Source organism: Methylobacterium sp. P3_A11 (genome assembly GCF_056403155.1).
The window spans coordinates 91146-110599 of the sequence record NZ_JBFUGA010000003.1; the positions used below are offsets into that span (position 1 = coordinate 91146).

Annotated in this window: 22 protein-coding genes; 12 read left to right on the plus strand and 10 right to left on the minus strand. The window is 69.4% G+C overall.

The window, feature by feature from the left end; all coding sequences use genetic code 11:
* Positions 1-185 precede the first annotated feature (185 nt).
* A complete protein-coding gene (gene rpmE / locus AC1DXK_RS01860; protein WP_012322259.1) occupies positions 186-434 on the plus strand; it encodes a 50S ribosomal protein L31 in 249 nt (82 codons plus the stop codon).
* Between the two features lie 298 nt (positions 435-732).
* On the plus strand, positions 733-2094 hold the full coding sequence (locus tag AC1DXK_RS01865; RefSeq protein WP_457104778.1) for a diguanylate cyclase domain-containing protein: 1362 nt from the start codon (positions 733-735) through the stop codon (positions 2092-2094).
* A 12-nt stretch (positions 2095-2106) separates the two neighbouring features.
* On the opposite strand, the gene rcdA is transcribed toward AC1DXK_RS01865, so the two are convergent.
* The 5 genes from rcdA to AC1DXK_RS01890 all read right to left on the minus strand — a co-directional run bounded on the left by rcdA (position 2107) and on the right by AC1DXK_RS01890 (position 7030).
* A complete protein-coding gene (gene rcdA / locus AC1DXK_RS01870) occupies positions 2107-2637 on the minus strand; it encodes a protease adaptor protein RcdA (RefSeq protein ID WP_457104779.1) in 531 nt (176 codons plus the stop codon).
* Between the two features lie 185 nt (positions 2638-2822).
* Positions 2823-4967 carry a TonB-dependent receptor family protein gene (locus AC1DXK_RS01875; protein WP_457104780.1) on the minus strand — a complete coding sequence of 715 codons (2145 nt, stop codon included), beginning with the start codon at positions 4965-4967 and terminating at the stop codon, positions 2823-2825.
* A gap of 44 nt (positions 4968-5011) precedes the next feature.
* Positions 5012-5491: a hypothetical protein gene (locus tag AC1DXK_RS01880; RefSeq protein WP_477296632.1), complete on the minus strand. Its 480-nt coding sequence runs from the start codon at positions 5489-5491 to the stop codon at positions 5012-5014.
* A 147-nt stretch (positions 5492-5638) separates the two neighbouring features.
* On the minus strand, positions 5639-6601 hold the full coding sequence (locus AC1DXK_RS01885) for a copper chaperone PCu(A)C domain-containing protein (RefSeq protein ID WP_457104782.1): 963 nt from the start codon (positions 6599-6601) through the stop codon (positions 5639-5641).
* Between the two features lie 42 nt (positions 6602-6643).
* Positions 6644-7030: a hypothetical protein gene (locus AC1DXK_RS01890; protein WP_457104783.1), complete on the minus strand. Its 387-nt coding sequence runs from the start codon at positions 7028-7030 to the stop codon at positions 6644-6646.
* Positions 7031-7261: 231 nt separating this feature from the next.
* On the opposite strand from AC1DXK_RS01890, the gene AC1DXK_RS01895 reads away from it, so the two are divergent.
* Both AC1DXK_RS01895 and AC1DXK_RS01900 read left to right on the plus strand, forming a co-directional pair.
* Positions 7262-8560 (plus strand): L,D-transpeptidase family protein, encoded by a 1299-nt coding sequence (locus AC1DXK_RS01895; protein WP_457104784.1) that lies wholly within the window; start codon positions 7262-7264, stop codon positions 8558-8560.
* 209 nt (positions 8561-8769) lie between these two features.
* On the plus strand, positions 8770-10425 hold the full coding sequence (locus AC1DXK_RS01900; RefSeq protein ID WP_457104785.1) for a calcineurin-like phosphoesterase C-terminal domain-containing protein: 1656 nt from the start codon (positions 8770-8772) through the stop codon (positions 10423-10425).
* Positions 10426-10467: 42 nt separating this feature from the next.
* Here the strand turns inward: AC1DXK_RS01900 and AC1DXK_RS01905 are convergent, their stop codons facing one another.
* The gene (locus AC1DXK_RS01905) at positions 10468-11046 is read right to left on the minus strand and encodes a type 1 glutamine amidotransferase domain-containing protein (protein ID WP_457104850.1); all 579 of its coding nucleotides are present in this window, start codon (positions 11044-11046) and stop codon (positions 10468-10470) included.
* Positions 11047-11200: 154 nt separating this feature from the next.
* Between AC1DXK_RS01905 and AC1DXK_RS01910 the strand changes: the two genes are divergently transcribed.
* Positions 11201-11404: a hypothetical protein gene (locus AC1DXK_RS01910; protein ID WP_457104786.1), complete on the plus strand. Its 204-nt coding sequence runs from the start codon at positions 11201-11203 to the stop codon at positions 11402-11404.
* 10 nt (positions 11405-11414) lie between these two features.
* Here AC1DXK_RS01910 and AC1DXK_RS01915 read toward each other — a convergent pair whose 3' ends face one another.
* On the minus strand, positions 11415-11804 hold the full coding sequence (locus tag AC1DXK_RS01915) for a hypothetical protein (RefSeq protein ID WP_457104787.1): 390 nt from the start codon (positions 11802-11804) through the stop codon (positions 11415-11417).
* A 317-nt stretch (positions 11805-12121) separates the two neighbouring features.
* Here AC1DXK_RS01915 and AC1DXK_RS01920 point away from each other — a divergent pair, with 317 nt between their 5' ends.
* Entirely contained in the window at positions 12122-12331 is a 210-nt protein-coding gene (locus AC1DXK_RS01920) for a cold-shock protein (RefSeq protein WP_091712733.1), read from the plus strand.
* Between the two features lie 221 nt (positions 12332-12552).
* Positions 12553-12789 carry an AsnC family transcriptional regulator gene (locus AC1DXK_RS01925; protein WP_457104788.1) on the plus strand — a complete coding sequence of 79 codons (237 nt, stop codon included), beginning with the start codon at positions 12553-12555 and terminating at the stop codon, positions 12787-12789.
* A gap of 28 nt (positions 12790-12817) precedes the next feature.
* Here the strand turns inward: AC1DXK_RS01925 and AC1DXK_RS01930 are convergent, their stop codons facing one another.
* Positions 12818-13633 carry an inositol monophosphatase family protein gene (locus tag AC1DXK_RS01930; protein ID WP_477296636.1) on the minus strand — a complete coding sequence of 272 codons (816 nt, stop codon included), beginning with the start codon at positions 13631-13633 and terminating at the stop codon, positions 12818-12820.
* Positions 13634-14040: 407 nt separating this feature from the next.
* On the opposite strand from AC1DXK_RS01930, the gene AC1DXK_RS01935 reads away from it, so the two are divergent.
* Positions 14041-14496, plus strand: a complete 456-nt coding sequence (locus tag AC1DXK_RS01935; RefSeq protein WP_457104790.1) for a DUF6101 family protein — start codon at positions 14041-14043, stop codon at positions 14494-14496.
* An 11-nt stretch (positions 14497-14507) separates the two neighbouring features.
* Here AC1DXK_RS01935 and ubiA read toward each other — a convergent pair whose 3' ends face one another.
* Both ubiA and AC1DXK_RS01945 read right to left on the minus strand, forming a co-directional pair.
* Positions 14508-15458, minus strand: coding sequence for a 4-hydroxybenzoate octaprenyltransferase (gene ubiA / locus AC1DXK_RS01940; RefSeq protein WP_457104791.1), 951 nt, complete (start codon positions 15456-15458; stop codon positions 14508-14510).
* An 87-nt stretch (positions 15459-15545) separates the two neighbouring features.
* Positions 15546-16028 (minus strand): hypothetical protein, encoded by a 483-nt coding sequence (locus AC1DXK_RS01945; protein WP_457104792.1) that lies wholly within the window; start codon positions 16026-16028, stop codon positions 15546-15548.
* A 221-nt stretch (positions 16029-16249) separates the two neighbouring features.
* On the opposite strand from AC1DXK_RS01945, the gene AC1DXK_RS01950 reads away from it, so the two are divergent.
* The 4 genes from AC1DXK_RS01950 (at position 16250) to AC1DXK_RS01965 (ending at position 19436) form a co-directional block, all read left to right on the plus strand.
* On the plus strand, positions 16250-17002 hold the full coding sequence (locus tag AC1DXK_RS01950; protein WP_457104793.1) for a 16S rRNA (uracil(1498)-N(3))-methyltransferase: 753 nt from the start codon (positions 16250-16252) through the stop codon (positions 17000-17002).
* 286 nt (positions 17003-17288) lie between these two features.
* The gene (locus AC1DXK_RS01955) at positions 17289-18656 is read left to right on the plus strand and encodes a glutamate--cysteine ligase (RefSeq protein ID WP_457104794.1); all 1368 of its coding nucleotides are present in this window, start codon (positions 17289-17291) and stop codon (positions 18654-18656) included.
* Positions 18657-18755: 99 nt separating this feature from the next.
* A complete protein-coding gene (locus AC1DXK_RS01960) occupies positions 18756-19019 on the plus strand; it encodes a hypothetical protein (protein WP_457104795.1) in 264 nt (87 codons plus the stop codon).
* Positions 19020-19178: 159 nt separating this feature from the next.
* The gene (locus tag AC1DXK_RS01965; RefSeq protein WP_457104796.1) at positions 19179-19436 is read left to right on the plus strand and encodes a sulfurtransferase TusA family protein; all 258 of its coding nucleotides are present in this window, start codon (positions 19179-19181) and stop codon (positions 19434-19436) included.
* Positions 19437-19454 lie beyond the last annotated feature (18 nt).

Below are 19454 nucleotides of genomic sequence, written 5' to 3' on the forward strand. Positions count from 1 at the left end.
CTGCGGTATACGCCGCCGCTCATCCGATTGCGTGTGTTCAATGGCCGCGGGCCGCCACCACGGTCGGCTTGGACGTGCCGTTGCCACGAACCCATGGTTCGGTGCAACCGGTGACATCTTCCGCATTCCGGGCCGGGCGGCGCCTCCTGCGCTTCCCGCCGGCGTGCCAGACAGGGACCAAGGTCATGGCGAAGGACGCGGCCGCAAAGGCCAAGGGGACTGAGCACCCCGATTACCACTTCATCAAGGTCGTGATGACGGACGGTACAGAGTACCAGACCCGTTCGACCTACGGGAAAGAGGGCGATACCCTCAATCTCGACATCGACCCGCTGACCCATCCGGCCTGGACGGGCGGCGAGCAGAAGATGCTCGACCGCGGCGGCCGGGTCTCGCGCTTCAACTCGCGGTTCGGCAACCTCGGCAAGCGCTGAGCCCCGAGAACGTCCCTCACGCGACTCTCACATTCAGGCGGGCGGCCTCGGTTCGGGGCCGCCCGTTTTCGTGTGCGCTATCCATCGGGCGCAGACGTGCCTCGGAGCGAGCCATCGCGTTCAGCTTGAAGTCGCCTTTATTGTGCAGAAATTTCCCGCGTAAGTTGTTTTTGACGTTGGACTTGAGGATTATTGATTTTTTGAAGAGAAAAACATAGGGACGTCAAAGGCGACTTAAGCAAAGGCAGTACGACTGCCGTCGCGGGCGGAACTTTTGCGTCGGGGGACGGCTGCGGCGATGAGTGGGGCACCGTCGATCGAGCCAGCCAGCCGCGGGACTGAGGCGCGCCCTCGTTCGATCCGGCGTCGGGATCTCAGTGCGGCCGGCTACGGATACGCCATCGCGATTGCCGCGGTTCTCTGCGCGCTGGCTGTGCGTGCGGTGCTGCCGCCTGGCCTCCCGTTCGTCACGTTCTATCCCGCGGTGATCCTCACCGCTTATTTCTGCGGTCCCCGTCCGGCTGTCGTCTGCGCGCTCCTGTCGGGTCTGGTCGCGTGGTACGCCGTGCTGCCGTCGAATCTTCCGGCCACGGGCGCATCGTCGGCCGCCGTCGCCCTGATCCTGTATGGCGGCGTCGTGGGCATCAACCTGATCCTCATTTTCAGGTTGCAGCGTTCCTCGGACGCCAACGTGGCGTTGGCTCACTCCGAGCGGCGGCTCATCGTCGAGCTTCAGCGTGAGACCGGGCTGCGCGTTGCCAACGAGCAGCTCGCCGAGAAGACGCTGCTCCTCGATCTTGCTCTGCAGGCCGCCGATGCCGGGACATGGCGATACTGCGTCCGGACCGGACGCGCCCAGCTGTCGGAGCGGATGGCGCGTCACCACGGCTTCGGCGACGAGCCCATCGAGATCGATGTCGAGCGCGACTGGCGACCGCGCGTTCATCCCGACGATGCCGAGCGCACCTTGGCCGCCCTTCGGGCGGCGGTTGCCGGCAAAACCAAGTTCGTCACGGATTTCCGCGTCCTCCTGCCGGAGGGAGGCGTGCGCTGGATCACCGGCCTCGGGCAGGTGGAGACCGACGCGGCCGGCGCGCCGACCGAGGTGGTCGGTCTCAGCCTGGACATCACCGCCCGCAAGGAGGCCGAGGCGAAGATCGCCCACATGGCGTCCCACGATCCCCTAACCGGGCTCGCCAATCGGATCCTGTTCCACGCTTGTCTCGACGCGGAGCTTGCCCGTGTCCGCCGGCATAGCGCGGCCTTCGCGCTGCTTTGCCTGGACCTCGACCGGTTCAAGGCCGTGAACGACACCCATGGCCACCTCGTGGGCGACGCGCTGCTCCGGATCGTCGCCGGCCGCCTCCGGTCCGTCATCCGCACGGAGGACACGCTGGCGCGGATCGGCGGCGACGAGTTCGTGATCATCCAGACCGAGGCCGACCAGCCTGAGAGCGCGGCCGCCCTCGCCAAACGTCTGATCGGCGCCGTGCAGCAGCCGATCGAGCATGAGGGGCATGCCCTCTCGGTGGGCCTCAGCGTCGGGATCGCCCTGGCGCCCGCCTGCGGCGACGATCCGCTGAGCCTCTACAACAGCGCCGACCGCGCCCTGTACCGTGCGAAGGCGGAAGGCCGGAACACCTTCCGTTTCGCGGGCTGAAGCCGGAGGCGATCAGCCCTCGGCCATCCGAAACGCCATGCGCAGCAGGCCCTGCTGCTGCGCCACCGGACTCTCGACCGGCACCGGCGTCGGCCGATCCTCGGCGATCAGCGAATCGAGGTGAAGGATGCGGGTGTGGAGGCGGCGCGCCCGCATGATGAGATGCTGGAGGCGCATCGGCAGCAGATTGAAATCCTGCGGCTTCGGCGGCTCGGTGGTGCCGAGCTTGACCCGGTGCTTCTCCTGGAGGGCTTCGGCCGGGGTCATCTCCCCTTCGGCGACCGCGCGCTGCACGAGGAGCCACGAGGCGATCTGCATCAGCACGGTGGTGAGGCGCATGCTCTCGGCCGCGTAGCTGAGCGTCGCGTCGCGGGATACGAGGCGCGATTCGTCGCGGCCTTCGCCGTCGAGATAGGCGGCCGTCTCTTCGACCAGCGTCATCCCATCGCGGAACAGCGCCTTGAAGGCTTCCGAGTTGACGTAGGACCTGCCGAAATCGACCCAGTCCTGATCGTCCCGGAACGTGACATCGAAGCCGTTCATCTGCCTCTCCTGCGCCGCCCGACGGCCCGGTTCGTTCCGATCCGGGACGTTCCGTCCTTGGCTTTCGGGCGACACCGCAATCCTAGCGCCGATTGGCCCGAACTTCAGGGTTCATCCTTTCTTAACCTTAACCCGCCGCTCGGGGTATCGAGAAGGCCGAAGGCGCCGAGCGGCGGAGTTCGCCCTCAGAACGAGGCGCGGATACCTCCGAATATGCTGCGCCCGCTCCCCGGATAGAACGCTGCGAGCGCGCCCGCCCCGCCAGCCGTCGCGGCGGCGTTGGCCACGACGGCGATGTCCGACACGTAGCGTGCGTCCGTGAGATTGCGGGCATCCACGAACACCGAGACGCCGTTGGCGAAATCGATGCCGGCCTCGACACCCAGCAAGGCGTATCCCGGGACCCGGAGCGTATTGGCGTGATCGGCGAAGGCGCCCTGCGGAACCCAGTCGAGCGCCGGCGCGAGGTGGAATCCGTTCGGGTGGCGGTAGCTCAGGACGGTCCGCAGCACGTCGGTCGGGATCCCGGCGATGCGGTTGTTGCCGAAGACCGGGTCGCCGACGAACCGGAAATCGTTGTGGGTCCAGATCTGGGTGAGGCTGAGGCCATCGCCGGGGCCGGCGAGATCGCGGGCAAGGTCGACGGTGACGGCCGCCTCGACGCCCTGGTGGACGGAGCGCGGGGTGTTGAACGTGGCCGCCGGGATGTTGAGGCCCGGATTGGTCGCGAAGTTGATCAGCTCGTCCCGCAGGTCCGACCGGTAGAGCGTCACGTCGAAGGCGAGGCGGTCGATGCGCCCGCGGGCACCGGCTTCGTAGGTCCAGGCGCGCTGCGCCCGCAGGGGTACGAAGGTGGTGCCCAGAAGATTCTGCTGAACGAGGTCCGAGAAATCCGGCACGTCCCGGGATCGGACGATGTCGCCGAAGATCTGGATGTCGGGCCGCGGCTGCCATAGCAGGCCGACCTTCGGGTTGAGCCCCTCGTAGGTCACGTCGGCGAAGCGGGGACGGGGGTTGCCGGGGAGCCCGCCCTTGTCGCTGAACGTGCGGTTCGACGAGAACGCCTTCGCGCCGGTCATCAGCGCCACGTCCGGCAGGAACCAGAACCGGTTCTCGCCATAGGCCTCGACGCTCGAGGCGCTCTGGAGGGAGTTGAGCGTCTGCGCGCCCCGCTGTCCGCGGACATTGACGAATTGCAGAGCCGAGTTCTGGCCCGCGAAGGCGCGCAGCCCGAGCACGACGTCGTCGCGGAACCCACCGAGATCGAAGGTGCCAGCCCAGTGCGGGCTGATCCCGTAGGTCCAGCCGTCCTGGTCGATCGCCTGGAAGATCGGGTGGTAGAGGCTCTTGTGGATCGCCCAGGTGTCGACGTCGAGCTTGCCGACATCGAGGAGGAACGACGTGCGGTTGGCGATCCGCTCGGTCTCGACCTTGCGGGACTGGTTGCCCGTGATGGCCGTGGGGTTGGCCAGCGTCGGGGTGATGAGGCTCTGTCCCAGCGTCAGGGTGCCGGGCAGCTTCTGGTCGGTGAGGTAGGTGCCGAGATAGAAGCGGGTCTCGATGTCGGGGGCGATCCGGTAGCCGATATTGGCGTTGAAGTTCTTCGTCGCCTGGGCCTCGTGGGCGCGGAACCCGTCGGAATTGGTCAGCGTCGCGTTGACCATGACGTCGAGCGGCCCGTCGATGCGGGACATCTGCGCCTGCTCGCGGATCGTGCCGAAGCTGCCGCCGTCGACCCGCAGGATGTTCGGTGCGAGCGCCGTGTAGGCCGTGGGCGTGACGGCGTTGACGGCCCCGCCGAGCGTCGTCGCCCCGAAGGTGAGGGCGTTGCCGCCCTTGTAGACCTCCACCGAACGCAGGGCGAGCGGGTCGACCTGATAGAAGTCGCCGCTCCCGTCCGCGAGGTTGAGCGGGATCCCGTCCTGCAGCAGTTCGATGCCACGCAGGTGGAAGGCGCGGGCGATGCCCGAGCCGCGGACCGAGAGGCGCAGTTCCTGGCCGTAGCGTTCCTGCACGTACACGCCGGGCACGTCCTTGAGCACGTCCCGGATGGTGTTGGCGTAGCGGTCCTGGAGCGTCGCGGCGTCCACGAACGCCACGGCGCCGACGGTTTGTGAAAGGTCCGCCCGCTGACGGTCGACGCTCGGCACGGAGAGCGAGCCGCGGGCTTCGCCCGGTCGCGCGTCCCCGGGTGTCGCGTCGCCGACGACGCTCAGTTCGGAGAGCGTGACGGCCGCAGCGGGCGATGTCTGGGTCTGGGCGGCGGCCGGCGCCGTGCAGGCGAAGAGGGAGAGCGCGGCGCGGCGGCCGGCCCGGAGCAGGGGGGGCATGAATTGGGGTCCGTGTCTGGAGATCGGATGGGGACTGCGATCGATCAGACGACGGGTGGGGCGCGGGCTCCGAGACCGTGGCGCGGCGGCGCCCGCGGGCGGGCGATGCGTCGCGGCCGCTGCCGCGTGATGAGGGTCGGGCGGGCGACCGGCCCGGTTGTGGCGGGTGYCCGCGGGGGCAGGGCGGCGGGGCCGGCGACGTGGCACGCCACGCAGCAGGCCAGGGTGCCCGGGACCGGCAGGTGTTTGCCGGCCGCCGCCGCACCTTCCGGGTCGGGTGTGGTGACGCAGCGGACGTGGTCCGGCCCGACGGCGGCCGCGGCCATGCCGCCCAGGATGCCCTGGAGGGCGAGGGCGTACAGGGCGAGGACGGCGACGATCCGTGCGAGGGTCCGCGTCCGCAGCGCGACGGACGCCGTTCCAAGGCCGGACGACAGGGCGGGATCGCACGCGCGACGGATCCTAGAGTCTCCCGAATTCCGCGGCTGGTTCTCGCGCCCCGGCCGGGTCGATCGGCTCGGCAAGACGCTGCGCCCTATCGCCTGGGTCAGGCGCGATGCCCGAGCGGCGGCGGGCCGGGCATCCGCGCAGCCGCGAGAGCCCGGCGCCCCGGCGGCCCGGCTTCGTGCGATCGTCCCGTCCATGTCCGCCGGCCCGCGCCCGGGGGACCGCTAGTGCTGGTGCGGGCCGCCCGGGGCAGCGGCACCGATCGGCGCCACCGCGAAGGTTACTGGCACGGAGCCGGCCCGCTGGAAGGTCAGCGTCCCCGAGACGGTCTCGCCGGCCTTTGGCGCGGCGGTGAGGTCTTCGAACATCAGGTGGTAGCCGCCGGGCTTCAGCTCCACGGTCTCGCCGGGCTTGATCGTCAGGCCGTTCGAGACCGGCGCCATCTTCATGACGCCGCCCTCCATCGACATGGCGTGGATGTCGCTGCTCTTGGCAAAGGGCACCGTTGCGCCCGTGAGCGTGTCGGGCACGCTCCCGGTATTCGTGATGCGCACGTATCCGCCCGCGACCTTGGCGCCGTTCGGCGTGGCGCGGAGCCAGGGCGTCTCGATGGTCAGATCGCCGGCCTTCACGGACGCCGTGCCTGCGGGAGCCGCCATCGCCCCGCCCATCTGCGCGGCCTGGACGATGCGGAAGGCGGGGGCCGCCGCCTTCAGGTCATGGGCGTCCTGGCCGGGCTTCGGCACGTCGGTCCAGGAGTGGCTGCCTTCCGAGCAATCCTGCTGCACCGGAACATAGACCGTCGCGCCCGGCTCGAACGTGTCGGCGACCTGCGCAAGGAACGTGAACTCGTCGACCTGGTCGTCCGGCAGGGAGCCGCCGCTCCAGGTGATCGCGGTCACCCCCTCCGAGGCGGTGCCGTGGTGGGTCGTGTAGGTCCTGGCATAGGCGCCCCGCGTCGTCGCCAGCGTCCAGCCCGGCTTCGGCATCGGCTTGGCGCCGATCAGCCCTTCCGGAATGGTGACGCTCACCCGCGTGGTCGGCTTGCCGCCGCAACCATGCATGATCTGGACGACGCCGCGATACGCCGCGCCGGGGCTCGCCTGCTTGCGTTCCAGGACTGCGTGAGCCTGCGCCGCGGAGGCGAGCAGGCCGAGGCCGATGGCGGCCGAGACAAGGGTCTTCATGGGAATGCATCCGTCCTGAGTGATCCGAGGAAACGTGATCGCTCAGGCGGCGGGTGGGCCTCGCGGTGCCGCAAGGCCGTCGGGTGGCGCGCGGGCTCGGCGCCGGTCGGGCATGGTCCAATTTGGTTGGAACGCCGCCTCGGGATCCCACGCGAGGACGGCGGGAGCCGGCCGCGCCGGGAGCGCCGCCCCGGTGGCCTGCGCCGCCGTGCAGCAGTCGCCGTGGCCATGGGGCAGGGTCTTGCCGGGCTCGGCATCGCTCGCGGCATGCTGGGCGCACAGCCCGTCGGCCGCGGCCGGAACCGGCATCAGGCCGCCGAGGAAAGCCTGTAGCACGAAGGCGTAGAGGGCCAGCACGGCGATCGCCGCACGCAGGGATGCCGCGGCGGATCCGTCATGGCGCTGCCAAGTGGACGAGCCCGATCCCATGGTGCTCCCGCGCGTCGGCCGGCTCGGACCGCTATGGCTTCCCTGCCACACCCGAATGGTCCTGGCTGTTGCCGGGGTGCCGCACCCGAGCGCGGCGTGCGCTGCCGCACCGCGATGCCACAATCCGGCCCCTTCGATAGGGAGTCTTAACGCCAGACCGACACCGTGGCGACCGAGACGACCGCTCCCGCCACACTCTTCTAACGAACTCCGGACCAGAGCCAGCGACCGATGCGCATGAAGGCACCCAACCGGTTCACCACCCTCGTGAGTGTCGCGGCACTCAGCGCGCTGGGCCTCGGCGCCGCCGAAGCCCGCGACCAGGGCGGTTACGCCCAGGCCGAATGGGCGCAGGACTACGCGTCGCCCGCCGGCATGCAGGTGCAGCGCGAGACGGTGCCGATCCTCTCGCCCCAGACCGTGGCGGCCACCGAGCAGATGGCCGAGCGCTACAAGGACATCGTCTCCCGCGGCGGCTGGAAGCAGGTTTCCGGCGCCGACCATCTGCGGATCGGCTCCCGCGGACCGGCCGTGGCCGCCATCCGCCAGCGCCTGATCGTCACCGGCGACCTCGACCCGGCCGCCGGCGGCTCCGGCGTGTACGATTCCTACGTCGCGGCCGGCGTGAAGCGCTTCCAGGCCCGCCACGGTCTCAGCCAGACCGGCACCATGAGCCTCGCGACCCAGCAGGCCATGAACGTGCCCGCCGAGGTGCGCCTGCGCCAGCTCGAGACGAACGTCGTGCGCCTGCGCTCCTACTCGGGTGACCTCGGACGGCGCTTCGTGATCACCAACATCCCGGCGGCCCTGGTCGAGACCGTCGAGAACGGTCAGGTCGTCACGCTCCACGCCGCCGGCGTGGGCAAGATCGACCGCCAGTCGCCGATCATGAACACCAAGGCGACGCAGATCAATTTCAACCCGACCTGGACGGTCCCGGCTTCCATCGTGAAGAAGGACCTGATCCCGAAGATGCAGAAGGATCCGAACTACCTCACGGACAACAAGATCCGGATCCTGTCGAACGGCTCCGAGGTCTCGCCGAAGTCGGTGAACTGGTTCTCGGACGAGGGCACCCGCTACACCTACCGGCAGGATTCGGGCGCAGACTTCAACTCGATGGGCATCGTCCGCATCAACATCCCGAATCCATACGGCGTGTTCATGCACGATACGAACACCAAGGGCGTGTTCGGTGACGATTTCCGCTTCATCTCCTCGGGCTGCGTGCGCGTGCAGAACGTGCGCGAGTACATCACGTGGCTTCTGAAGGACACGCCCGGCTGGGGCCGTCAGCAGGTCGAGGAGGCGATCGAGAGCGGCAAGCGCATCGACGCCAACATCGCCCAGCCTGTCCCGGTCTACTGGACCTACATCACCGCCTGGTCGACTCCGGACGGCGTCGTCCAGTTCCGCGACGACATCTACAAGCGCGACGGCGTGAACGTCCCCTCGACCATCGGCGCGCCGACTCCGGTGGCGAGCGCCGAGCCGATGCCGCAATCCTTCGAGCCCGGCGACGAGGAGTGACCGGTCCGCGGCCGCGCCGGGTCTCCTAGCCGGTCGGCACCATCGAGGACCCTTATCGAGGCCCGCATCTCCGGCGAGATGCGGGCCTCGCGCGTTTGCGGCCCTGCTGTCATCCGACGGTCAACTCCGTCTGCTTGGCCGCTCCAGGTTCGCCCCGGTCGCCGACGCGGCATGGGGCGATGTGTGTCGAAGCCGTGCAGGAGCCGATCATGGCGCGCGATTCCCAGTCCGGAGGCCTCACCCGCCGGGACACCATGGCGGGCGCGGCCGCCCTCGGCCTCGTCGCCGGCCGTGCGTCCGCCCAGGAGGCTGCGGAGGCCACCGGTATCGTGTTCGGGATCGATGCGGCCGGCGTGGATCGGACGCCGCTGCCGGGCGTGCTGGTGTCCAACGGCCGCGAGGTCGTGCGCACGGACGATCGGGGCCGCTACCGCCTGCCGATGCCCGGCGACGGGACCGTCTTCGTGATCAAGCCGCCGGGCTACGCCCTGCCGCGCGACGCCGACAACGTGCCGCGCCATTCCTACATCCACCAGCCGGGCGGCACGCCCGCGGAACTGGATCTGCGCTATCGTGGGATCGCGCCCACCGGCCCGCTTCCGACCTCGATCGACTTCACCCTGACCCGCGTCGTCGAGCCGGCCGACTTCGACGTGCTGCTGTTCACCGACCCCCAACCCGAGAGCCGGCTCGAACTCGACCACGTCCGGGATACGGCGGTCGCCCGCGCCATGGCGATCCCGGCGGCGTTCGGGCTGACGACCGGCGACGTGTTGTTCGACGATCTGTCGCTCTACGGCCGCTCCAACCGGATCATCGGACGTATCAGCCTGCCCTGGTACAGCCTGCCGGGCAATCACGACCTCAACATGCAGGCGCCCGACGCCCATTACAGCCGCGAGACCTGGAAGCGGGTTTTCGGTGCGCCGACCTTCGCGTTCCGGCATGGGCGGGCGTGGTTCGTGATGCTCGACAACGTCGAGTGGCTTGGGCCGCCGGTGCCGGTCGGCGCCAACACCTATCGGGGCCGGGTCGGCGAGCGCAGCCTGGCCTTCCTGCAGAACCTCGTGGCCGAGATTCCCAGGGACGACCTGATCGTCCTCGCCATGCACATCCCGCTGCACACCGACACCGCGCCGGACGATCCCCGCAACACGACCACCGACCGCGCCGCGCTCCTCGATCTGCTCGCCGGCCGCAAGGTGCTGAGCCTCGCCGGCCACACCCACACCACCGAGCATCACTACCCGGCGGACGGACACCATCATCACGTCCTGACCGCGGTCTCGGGCTCGTGGTGGAGTGGTCCGGATACCCGCACGGGGATCCCCTCGGCCGACAGCCGCGACGGCACGCCGAACGGCTTCCATGTCCTGTCGATCCGCGGCACCGACTACACGACGCGCTACGTCGCCGCGCAGGGTCAGCCGGACGAGACGATGCGGATCCTGTTCGAGAGCGAGTTGCGGGCCGGCGCGCCGGAGGTGGTCCGGTGGACCCGGCCCCTGCAAGGCCTGCGGCCGCCGGTGCCGCAGGAGGCGCTGGCCGACACGACGCTCGTGGTCAACGTGTTCGACGGCGGACCGCGCACCAGTCTCGCCTTTCGGATCGGCGAGGCGGCGCCTCGACCCATGATGCGCACCCGGCGGCCGGACCCCTTCGTCAACGAACTGTTCGAACGCTATCCGGAGACGAAGAAGAGCTGGGTCAAGGCCACGCCCTCGACCCATATCTGGACAGCCCGTCTTCCGGACGACCTCGCGCCCGGCGCCCACCGCGTGACCGTCGAGGGCGCGGACGAGTACGGACGCTCGATCCGAGGATACACCGTGCTGGAAATCACCGGCGAGCGCGGCCGCGGCTGAGCGGATGTGACCGCACCGCGGCCGCGCCGCGCCGTGCCGGGCTCAGGCCGCCAGCTGCCGGGCGCCGTGGCCGCCTTCCTGGATCTCCTCGATCACCTTCGCGCAGAAGGCATCCAGGTCGCCGGGATTGCGGCTCGTGACGATGCCGTCGTCGGTCACGACCGCCTTGTCGTGCCAGCGGCCGCCCGCATTGATCACGTCAGTGCGGATCGAACCGAACGACGTCAGGTCGCGGCCCTTGGCCGCGCCTGTCTCGATCAGCAGCCAGGGGGCATGGCAGATCGCGGCCACGACCTTGCCGGAGGTGAGAAAGCTCCTGATCACCGCGAGCGCCTTCGGCTCGAGGCGCAGCTTGTCCGGATTGATCTGGCCGCCCGGTAGAACCAGCGCGTCGTAGGCCGACGGGTCGACCTGCTCAAGATCGGTATCGACCGCGACCTCCTTGCCCCAGTCGGTCTTGTCCCAGCCTCGGATCGTGCCCGTGCTCTGACGGGATTGCGGGGCGGCCACAGTGACCGTCGCGCCGGCCTGGGACAGTTTGGCCTGCGGAACGGTCAGTTCGCTCTCTTCGAAACCGTCCGTGGCGAGAATCAGGATCTTGGCTTGGCGGATGTTGGGCATGGTTGTCCTCCGGGTGGGGATTTGCCCGGCTAACGGAGGGCGGCTGTCTCCGTTCCTGCGGCCCTGAGCCGCCCGTCCGTGGCGGGAAACGGGATCGGAACCCCGAAGGAACGCCGTCCGTTGGTGACCATCCCGGACCATCAGGAGTCGTGCCATGGCCAATCCCGGCCTTCCCGAGCCCACGCCCGGCGATCTGCCGCCGCCCCCGCCCATTCCCGAGGAGGAGCCCGACATCGGCCCGACCGGACCACGCACGCCCTACCCGGTGAACGATCCCGGCATCGGCGAACCAGGCGGCCCCGGCTCGGAGCCCGACATCTTCCCCGGGACGCCGACGGATCCGGGCACCCGCATGTGACCTGCCGCCGTCAGTGGCCGCCGTGCGAGGTGCGGACGTCACGCGGTGCGTTGAGGATTTCGGAGAGGCTCGTCACCACATGGCGGGCCTCTTCGTCCGTCAGGCGAAGCTGGAAGGGCGGCAGGGCTCCAGCCTGGAGGGCGACCACGGCCTGGCCCTCGTCGTCGGTCCCGATCTCGATCGCGGACGACGTCACGTCGAGCATGGCGACCTCCTCGTCGCCCATCTCGTCGGCCACATCCGGCTCGTCCGTGTCGTCGATCGCCGTAAGGAGCTGCCCGACGGCGCGCACCAGCGCACGAGCGGCGCGGGCATCCATCACCACCGCCGTCGCCTGATCGTCCTTCTGGAAAGACAGCTGGATGTTCGCACCGTCCAGCGAGACCGAGATGCCTGCCATGTATCGTCCAGAGCCACGCGCCCTAACTGCTTGAGCGCATTCCGTATATGCATCGCGGATGCCCAAAAACACAGGGGGCGGCGCGCGCGTTCAACGTTCCGATGCCGGTCCGCGGCGACCATGATGGGCCACACATGCCTTGTTGCGGCCGCAGCCAGCGCTTAAATAGCTCCTCGGGGGGCTTACCCACCGAGGCTGACGCCGTTCAAGGTTCAGCGACTCGCGCCCCGCCGCACTGGCCAAATCCAGAAAGACCGTGATGCATCACGCGGCCCTCGTGGCGCGCGGATGGCCTATGGACGAACGAGGTAAACTACGTGAATACCGGCACTGTAAAGTGGTTCAATGAGACCAAGGGCTACGGTTTCATCCAGCCCGATGACGGCGGCAAGGACGTGTTCGTGCACATCTCGGCTGTCGAGCGCGCCGGGATGCGCAACCTGATCGAAGGTCAGCGGGTCACCTACGAGATCCTCACGGACAAGCGCAGCGGCAAGGACGCTGCCGGCAACCTGCAGGCGGCCTGACCGCCTCAGGGATCTGACGGCGTCCCTCCCGACGCCCCCCTCAGCGCCAGCGTGCGCGACCGGGGTCTTGGGGGGAAGCCTGAAGCGGCCGCCTGATGCGGTTCCCCCTTCCGACGCTGCCATCCCGGGCGAGACAGTCCGGGGCAGGTCGCGTCGGAGGCAATATCCCAGAAACGACGCCGGGCGGAGCCAACGTCCGGGCAGAGAAGAAAAGTCAGTTCATGTTATTCGAGTTCACGCGGCGCCGCGGCGTCCGCTCCCCCGTCACCGATGCGCCCACCTTTCGGGTCGGCACTCTGGCACGGGCCAAGACCGCAAATCAGACCGGGATCGATGTCAGCGACCTGATCGACCGATCCTACAACTACCACTCCCCACGGGAACTGCACTGGCATCTCGCCGATCGGCTCGGGCTGACGCCCGCCGCGGTGAAGCTGCGCGAGGCTGCGGCGGCCTGAGGCCACCGCCATTCCCATCTACGCGTCCTCAGCGGCCCCAGGCCGCCAGGACGGGGTCGCGCAGAGCCACCGGCGCGGCGAGCAACTCGCCGTGAACCGGATCGGCGCGGTTGTAAGGGGTCGCCGCACCGCCGAAATCGCACACGATCCCGCCGGCCTCGCGCAGAACGAGGTCGGCCGCGGCGAGGTCCCAATCGCGGGCATTGCCGGAAATCATCCCGACATCGACCGTCCCGTCGGCCACGCGGGCAAGCCGCAAGGCCAGAGACGGGATGCGTTGGATCACCTCGAAATCCGGATCGGGCGCCGCACCCTGTGCCAAGCGGTCGAGCATCGGCTTCGGCCCGGTGACGCGGGCGCCTGCGAGGCTTTGCCGGGCATCGACGCGGATCGGCTCCCCGTTCCGCGTCGCACCGCGTCCGCGCACCGCTTCGTAATCTGCATCGCCCACCGGGGCGTGCACAAAACCGATCAGCGGCTCGCCGGCGGACAGGAGCGCCACCGCGATCGACCAGTCCGGGTGACCCGAGAGGAAGGCCCGCGTTCCGTCGATCGGATCGACGATCCAGACGAGGTCGTGGCGCAGGCGCGCCGGATCGTCGGCGGTCTCCTCCGAGAGCCAGGCCGCCCGCGGCACGAGGGCGCTCAGACGCACTTTCAGGAAGGCATCCACCGCGACGTCGGCCTCCGTCACCGGCGAGCCGCCGGCCTTCGACCAGATGCGGGCCGAGGTCTGACCGCCGAGCCGGAAGAACGGCCGCGCGATGTCGGCAGCCTCGCGCATCACGGCGCGCAGTTCCGGCATCAGGGCCGATACGGCGTCGTCGGTGAGAGAATCGGGCATTGCGCTCCGCGTGGAATCCGTCAGGCCCGCGAGGGGCTCGCGGCGCTGTCCATCCATTGGCTCGGATGTCCGGGCGCGCCTGGGCTGAGAAGACCGGGTGCGGAGGATCGCGCGCCCGGCCGTCCCGTTGTACGGCGCCTCCCGCACCGCCACAAGGATGCTGGTTGATTGATCGATAATGATCGTTCGCCGCAAGGAAATGTTGAGCATTCAAGGAAGCATTGAGCATTCCACAAATGACAGCGCTGTCCAGAATCGCTTAACGACGGCTCTTAAGCGGTGCGGAGGAGTTCGGGTGCGAGTTTGCTTGGCATAACGGACGGCCCGACAGGGGCCGCCACTTGCTCCAGGGACTCGGACCGATGAACACTTCCTTGGTCACGGACACAGGCCACGCGGGACATGCCATGCACGGTGCCGACACCGCGCCCTGTTACACCGCCGCGCCGCTCCCGGTGATCGGCCGCGCCCCCGGAGCACGCCGCGCCGTCGGCATCGCGCTGGCCTACGCCGCCGAGGACGCGGAGATCACGGGCGCCGACCGGTTCAACCTGATCCTGGTCGATGCCGAGGGTGATGAACTCCACCGCCTCGGCAGTTTCGAGGAGGACGACGTGGTCGCCGTGTGGCGCGACATCGCGGCTCGGGCCGGACTGGTGCGGATGATCGTCCGCGAGGACGGACTCCTCGTCCCGGTCTCCCAGCAGATCGGACGGGTGATCCTCGGCCAGATCCGCATCCGTCGCCGCCATGCCGGCCTCGGCCGCCGCCGCCCCCGGTTCCTCGCCCGCCGCAAGACCGGCCGGCTTCCCGCCCGTCCGCAGATCTTCCGCGGCGAGAACGAGATCATCGCCCGCAGCTGAAGCCCTCGACCCTACGAGACGAGCCCGCGCAGCAGCGCGTCTGCGGTCAGGCCGACGAACAGAATCAGTCCGGCATCCCGGTTCGACCGGAACAGGCTCAGCGCCCCGCGCCCGTCGCGCGCCCGCAGCGACAGGACCTGCCAGGCGAGATGTCCGGCGAACGCCGCGACTCCCAGGAACCCGACCGGTCCCGCGCCGGCCCCACGGGCTGCGAGCGTCACGAAGACCGCCGCCAGGGCGTAGCACAGGCCGACGGCAGGCCGCACGTGCCGGCCGAACAGGCGGGCTGAGGAACGGATCCCGGCGATCTCGTCGTCCTCGATGTCCTGCACGGCGTAGATCGTGTCGTACCCGATCACCCAGCACAGGGCGCCCGCGTAGAGCAGGAGCGCCGGCGGATCGAGGCGGGCGAACACGGCAGCCCAACCCATCAGCGCGCCCCAGGCGAAGGCCAGACCCAGGATCGCCTGCGGCATCGGCATGATGCGCTTCATGAACGGATAGATCGCCACCGGCAGAAGCGAACACAAACCGATGACGATCGCCTCCGCGTTGAATTGCAGCAGCACGGCGAGGCCGATCAAGGCCTGGATCACCAGAAACAGCGCCGCGTGGCGCGGCCGGACCTGCCCCGAGGGCAGGGGGCGCAGGCGCGTCCGCTCGACCTGAGCGTCGAGGTCCCGGTCGGCGATGTCGTTGTAGGTCGAGCCCGCCCCGCGCATCGCCACGGCGCCGATCAGGAACAGCAGGCAGTGCCAAGGATCGGGGAAGGACTGATCCGCCGCAATCGCCGCCAGGGCGGCCGACCACCAGCAGGGCAGGAGCAGGAGCCACCAGCCGATCGGCCGGTCGATCCGGGCGAGGCGCAGATACGGGCGCCAGGGCCGGGGCGCCCGCCGGTCGACCCAGTGCCCGGAAACGGCGTCGGCCGGCCGCCCGTCATCAATGGCCGTCCCGTTCATCGATCGGATCTCCGGTCGTGGCGCACGGTTGTCACCCTCCGCTGCAGAGGGGGACCCGCGCCGGATCCGCGATCCTCTCAGACGAACTTACAGAGCGCCCTGCGGCAGCTTGAAGCTCCCGGTCAAGCCCGGGCCGCCGAGCAGGCCGCCGCCGCCGCCGCCATTGGCCTGGGCCTGGGCCTGGGCGCGGGCCTGCGCCTCCATTTTGGTCGCCTGGGCGGCGACGCTGCAGATCTTGGTGCGGATGCCGCTGACCTTCAGATGGTCGGCCTTGAAGCCCTCGGCGAAGGAATCCGGGATCGAGCACCATTCCTTGTTGGCCGTGATCCACTTCAGGCCCTCGGCGCCGTTCGCCTGGAGCTTCCCGAACAGGGCACAGGCCTCCTGCGGAGTCATCTTCTTCTTGGACTGCGAGGCCGCATTGGCCCGGCTGACCAGCGCCTTACGATCGGCCAGCGTCTTCTGGATGGTCCCGCATTCCGGCGCCGCGCCCTGCGCAAAGGCCGCCGTGCCGAACAGGACGGTGCCGACGAGCACCGCGGCCCCCAGATTCAAGCTCCCCTTCGCCATTCCGCAAACTCCCTCGACGCCCCTGCCGAATCCGCCAGCGGCCGGCTTTCTTCCGTTCACCTGGGTTCGCCATAGGATTGTGGCGTCAATCGAGCGGCAAACCGGCTGCGCCATGCACCGGTGGACCGACGGCGGAAAACCGGCGTTCGTAACCATTTGGCAACACATCGGGGCGCGGCCGATCCGTTGACAGGTCCGCCGGCCCGCGCGACCACGCCACCATGCCGGCCTATGACTTCACCGCACCGCGCCTCCACGTCGCGGCCGATCTCGCCGCGGGCGTGATTCTCCCCCTGGATCGGGCGCAGGCCAATTACCTCCTCAACGTCCTGCGTCGCGGGCCGGAAGATCCCGTCCTGGTCTTCAACGGACGCGACGGCGAGTGGCGCAGTCACGTGGTCCAGACCGGGCGCAAGGCAGCCGACCTGCACGTGACCGCGCAGACGCGCGGGCAAACCCCACGCGCCGACCTGCACTACATCTTCGCCCCGCTGAAGAGCGCGCGCCTCGATTACCTCGCACAGAAGGCGGTGGAGATGGGCGCGGGCACGATCCGCCCCGTCATCACGCGCTATACGCAGGGCGAGCGCGTCAACATGGACCGGCTGCGCGCCAACGCGGTGGAGGCCGCCGAGCAATGCGGCATCCTGGCGATCCCCGATTGTCCGGAGCCCGAGCGTCTCGACCCGGTCCTGGCGGGGCTGGCGCCGGAGCGCCTTCTGGTGTTCTGCGACGAGGACGCGCCGGTGCGCGATCCCGTGCAGGCTCTGCGGGCGGCCGCCGATCCGCTCGCGTCGCCGCCGCTCGCCGTGCTGGTCGGTCCGGAGGGCGGCTTCTCGGAGGAGGAGCGGGCGCTGATCCGGGCGCGGCCGAACACCGTGGCACTCTCCCTCGGACCCCGCATCCTGCGGGCGGACACCGCCGCCGTCGCCGTTCTGGCCCTGGTCCAGGCCGTGCTGGGGGATGGGCGCTGATCGGCATGCGCCTCTATCCATGTGTGCCCGCGCACATCAGGGCTGTCCCCCGGCCGATTGTTTCCTCCGATCGGACGTGAAGCGCCGCCCCGGTCGAGACCGCCGCGTTGTGGGTTCCCGGCGCGTCGATTATGTCCCTGAGCGGACGCCGCGCGCTCATCGGGGTCGGTAGCGAATCTCCGCCCCCGACCCAGCGCGCGACAGCGGGTTTGTACCGGGCGGATCCGCCGAAGCAGTTCGGCGCGCCCGCTTCCAAGCACATGTCAGACGCACGGGCAGGCAGCGCATGGCGCGCGACAGCAACGACACCACGCCGCTCACCACGCGCGCCGAACTGATCGAATGGTTCGCGGCCGGCGAGAAGCCACGCGCGCGCTTCGCGATCGGCACCGAGCACGAGAAGATCCCCTTCTACCGGGAGAGCCGGGCTCCGGTTCCCTATGACGGGGATCGCGGCATCAAGGCCCTTCTGGAAGGGCTCGCCCGAGAGACGGGCTGGGAGCCGATCCTCGATCTCGGCAACATCATCGGCCTGTCGGCGGAGGAAGGCGGTGCGATCTCGATCGAGCCCGGCGGCCAGTTCGAGCTGTCCGGCGCCGCGCTTCCCGACGTCCATGCCACCGCGGCGGAACTTGCCGCCCATCTGGCCGCGACGAAGCGGGCGGCCGATCCTCTGGGCATCGAGTTTCTCACCCTCGGCATGAGCCCGAAATGGCGGCGGGACGAGACCCCGGTCATGCCCAAGAGCCGCTACCGGATCATGGCGGGCTACATGCCGAAGGTCGGATCGCTCGGCCTCGACATGATGCTGCGCACCGCCACCGTGCAGGTGAACCTCGATTTCGCCTCCGAGGCCGACATGGTGCGCAAGATGCGCGCCTCCCTGGCCCTGCAGCCGGTCGCCACCGCGCTCTTCGCCAACTCCCCGTTCACCGACGGACGGCCGAACGGATTCCTGTCGCGTCGCTCCGAGATCTGGCGCGACACGGATGCCGACCGGACCGGCATGCTGCCCTTCGCCTTCGATGCGGGGTTCGGCTACGAGGCCTATGTCGACTGGCTGCTCGCCATGCCGATGTACTTCGTCAAGCGCGGCGACACCTATCACGACGTGTCCGGCGCCTCGTTCCGCGACCTGATGGCCGGCAAGCTGCCGCAACTCCCCGGCGAATTCGCGACCGTCGCGGATTGGGCCAACCATGCCTCGACGGCCTTCCCTGAGGTGCGCCTCAAGCGCTTCCTGGAGATGCGCGGCGCCGATGTCGGCGATCCCGGAATGATCGCCGCCCAGGCGGCCTTCTGGACCGGCCTCCTCTACGACGAGGCGGCCCTCGACGCCGCCCTCGACCTCGTGAAGGGGTGGAGCCCGGCCAATCGCGAGGCCGCCCGCGCCACAGCGCCCCGCCTCGGTCTCGCGACTCCGGTGGCCAACACCACCCTCGGCGTCGTCGCGGCCGAGGCCCTGGCGATCGCTCGGGCGGGCCTGCGGGCGCGGGGCCGGCGCGACGCCGAGGGGCGGAACGAGTCCGTCTTTCTGCAGCCGCTCGAGGCGATCGTCGCGGCGGGCCGCACCCGGGCCGAGGATCTGCTCGCCGATTACGAAGGTCGCTGGGGCGCCTGCGTGCGTCCGGCCTTCACGGAATGCGTCTTCTGAGTTTCCAGTAACCGTCTGACACCGGCGGAGGCGACTCGCTCTTGAAACGTGCTAATGGAACGTTCCAACGGAGCAACGCGCCCCTTGGGAGACCGGACCATGAACCGCACGATCGCCGTCATCCTCCTCGGGATGGCTTCCTTGTCGGTGAGCTCGGCCGTCGGCCTCGCCGCCGATCCGGCGCGGTTCGAGGCTTTCGGTCCAGCACCCGGCCCCTGGCATGATGCACCCGGCGGCCGCATCGCCGGCACCGTCGCCGCGCGAGGCCGGCCGCAATACAGCTACTATGGCGAATACGGATATCCGGCGCCGTTCGGTTACGGCTATGCCTACGCCCCGGTGCCCAGTCGCGGTTTCGACTAAGGGTATTACGGTCCGCGCTACGTCTGGTCCGAGCCGGATGGCTATTACGGCCCGGCCTTCGGCTATCACACGTGGTGAGTGGGGCTGCTGGCGTCGCCGCGCGGTGATGCCTATGACGCGTCCGGGGCCGGCACCTGCGCCGGTTCGGGAGCTTCCGGCATGCGGGACGCGGATCCGGACTGTGTCGACCTCGATCTCAGCGGTCTGAAATGCCCGCTCCCGGTCCTTCGGACGCGCAAGGCCCTGCGCGGCCTTCAGGCCGGTCGAACCCTGGTGGTGACGTGCACCGATCCGCTGGCGGCGCTCGATATCCCGAACCTCGTCCGGGAGGAGGGCGCCCGTCTCGACCGCGTCGAGCGGATCGAGGGAGGCCTGCGTTTCCGCATCGCGGTGTCCGCAAGGCCGCCGCAATCCTGAACGATCCGTGAGCCTTCC

Excerpts from the sequence above, each read along its gene's own strand:
- AC1DXK_RS01885 (WP_457104782.1), bottom strand. The coding sequence starts at position 6,601 with ATGAAGACCCTTGTCTCGGCCGCCATCGGCCTCGGCCTGCTCGCCTCC.
- rcdA (WP_457104779.1), bottom strand. The coding sequence starts at position 2,637 with ATGAACGGCTTCGATGTCACGTTCCGGGACGATCAGGACTGGGTCGAT.
- AC1DXK_RS01945 (WP_457104792.1), bottom strand. The coding sequence starts at position 16,028 with ATGGCGAAGGGGAGCTTGAATCTGGGGGCCGCGGTGCTCGTCGGCACC.
- ubiA (WP_457104791.1), bottom strand. The coding sequence starts at position 15,458 with ATGAACGGGACGGCCATTGATGACGGGCGGCCGGCCGACGCCGTTTCC.
- AC1DXK_RS01865 (WP_457104778.1), top strand. The coding sequence starts at position 733 with ATGAGTGGGGCACCGTCGATCGAGCCAGCCAGCCGCGGGACTGAGGCG.
- AC1DXK_RS01930 (WP_477296636.1), bottom strand. The coding sequence starts at position 13,633 with ATGCCCGATTCTCTCACCGACGACGCCGTATCGGCCCTGATGCCGGAA.
- AC1DXK_RS01900 (WP_457104785.1), top strand. The coding sequence starts at position 8,770 with ATGGCGCGCGATTCCCAGTCCGGAGGCCTCACCCGCCGGGACACCATG.
- AC1DXK_RS01955 (WP_457104794.1), top strand. The coding sequence starts at position 17,289 with ATGGCGCGCGACAGCAACGACACCACGCCGCTCACCACGCGCGCCGAA.
- AC1DXK_RS01905 (WP_457104850.1), bottom strand. The coding sequence starts at position 11,046 with ATGCCCAACATCCGCCAAGCCAAGATCCTGATTCTCGCCACGGACGGT.
- AC1DXK_RS01895 (WP_457104784.1), top strand. The coding sequence starts at position 7,262 with ATGCGCATGAAGGCACCCAACCGGTTCACCACCCTCGTGAGTGTCGCG.
- AC1DXK_RS01915 (WP_457104787.1), bottom strand. The coding sequence starts at position 11,804 with ATGGCAGGCATCTCGGTCTCGCTGGACGGTGCGAACATCCAGCTGTCT.
- AC1DXK_RS01960 (WP_457104795.1), top strand. The coding sequence starts at position 18,756 with ATGAACCGCACGATCGCCGTCATCCTCCTCGGGATGGCTTCCTTGTCG.
- AC1DXK_RS01950 (WP_457104793.1), top strand. The coding sequence starts at position 16,250 with ATGCCGGCCTATGACTTCACCGCACCGCGCCTCCACGTCGCGGCCGAT.
- AC1DXK_RS01935 (WP_457104790.1), top strand. The coding sequence starts at position 14,041 with ATGCACGGTGCCGACACCGCGCCCTGTTACACCGCCGCGCCGCTCCCG.
- AC1DXK_RS01875 (WP_457104780.1), bottom strand. The coding sequence starts at position 4,967 with ATGCCCCCCCTGCTCCGGGCCGGCCGCCGCGCCGCGCTCTCCCTCTTC.
- AC1DXK_RS01910 (WP_457104786.1), top strand. The coding sequence starts at position 11,201 with ATGGCCAATCCCGGCCTTCCCGAGCCCACGCCCGGCGATCTGCCGCCG.
- AC1DXK_RS01925 (WP_457104788.1), top strand. The coding sequence starts at position 12,553 with ATGTTATTCGAGTTCACGCGGCGCCGCGGCGTCCGCTCCCCCGTCACC.
- rpmE (WP_012322259.1), top strand. The coding sequence starts at position 186 with ATGGCGAAGGACGCGGCCGCAAAGGCCAAGGGGACTGAGCACCCCGAT.
- AC1DXK_RS01965 (WP_457104796.1), top strand. The coding sequence starts at position 19,179 with ATGCGGGACGCGGATCCGGACTGTGTCGACCTCGATCTCAGCGGTCTG.
- AC1DXK_RS01890 (WP_457104783.1), bottom strand. The coding sequence starts at position 7,030 with ATGGGATCGGGCTCGTCCACTTGGCAGCGCCATGACGGATCCGCCGCG.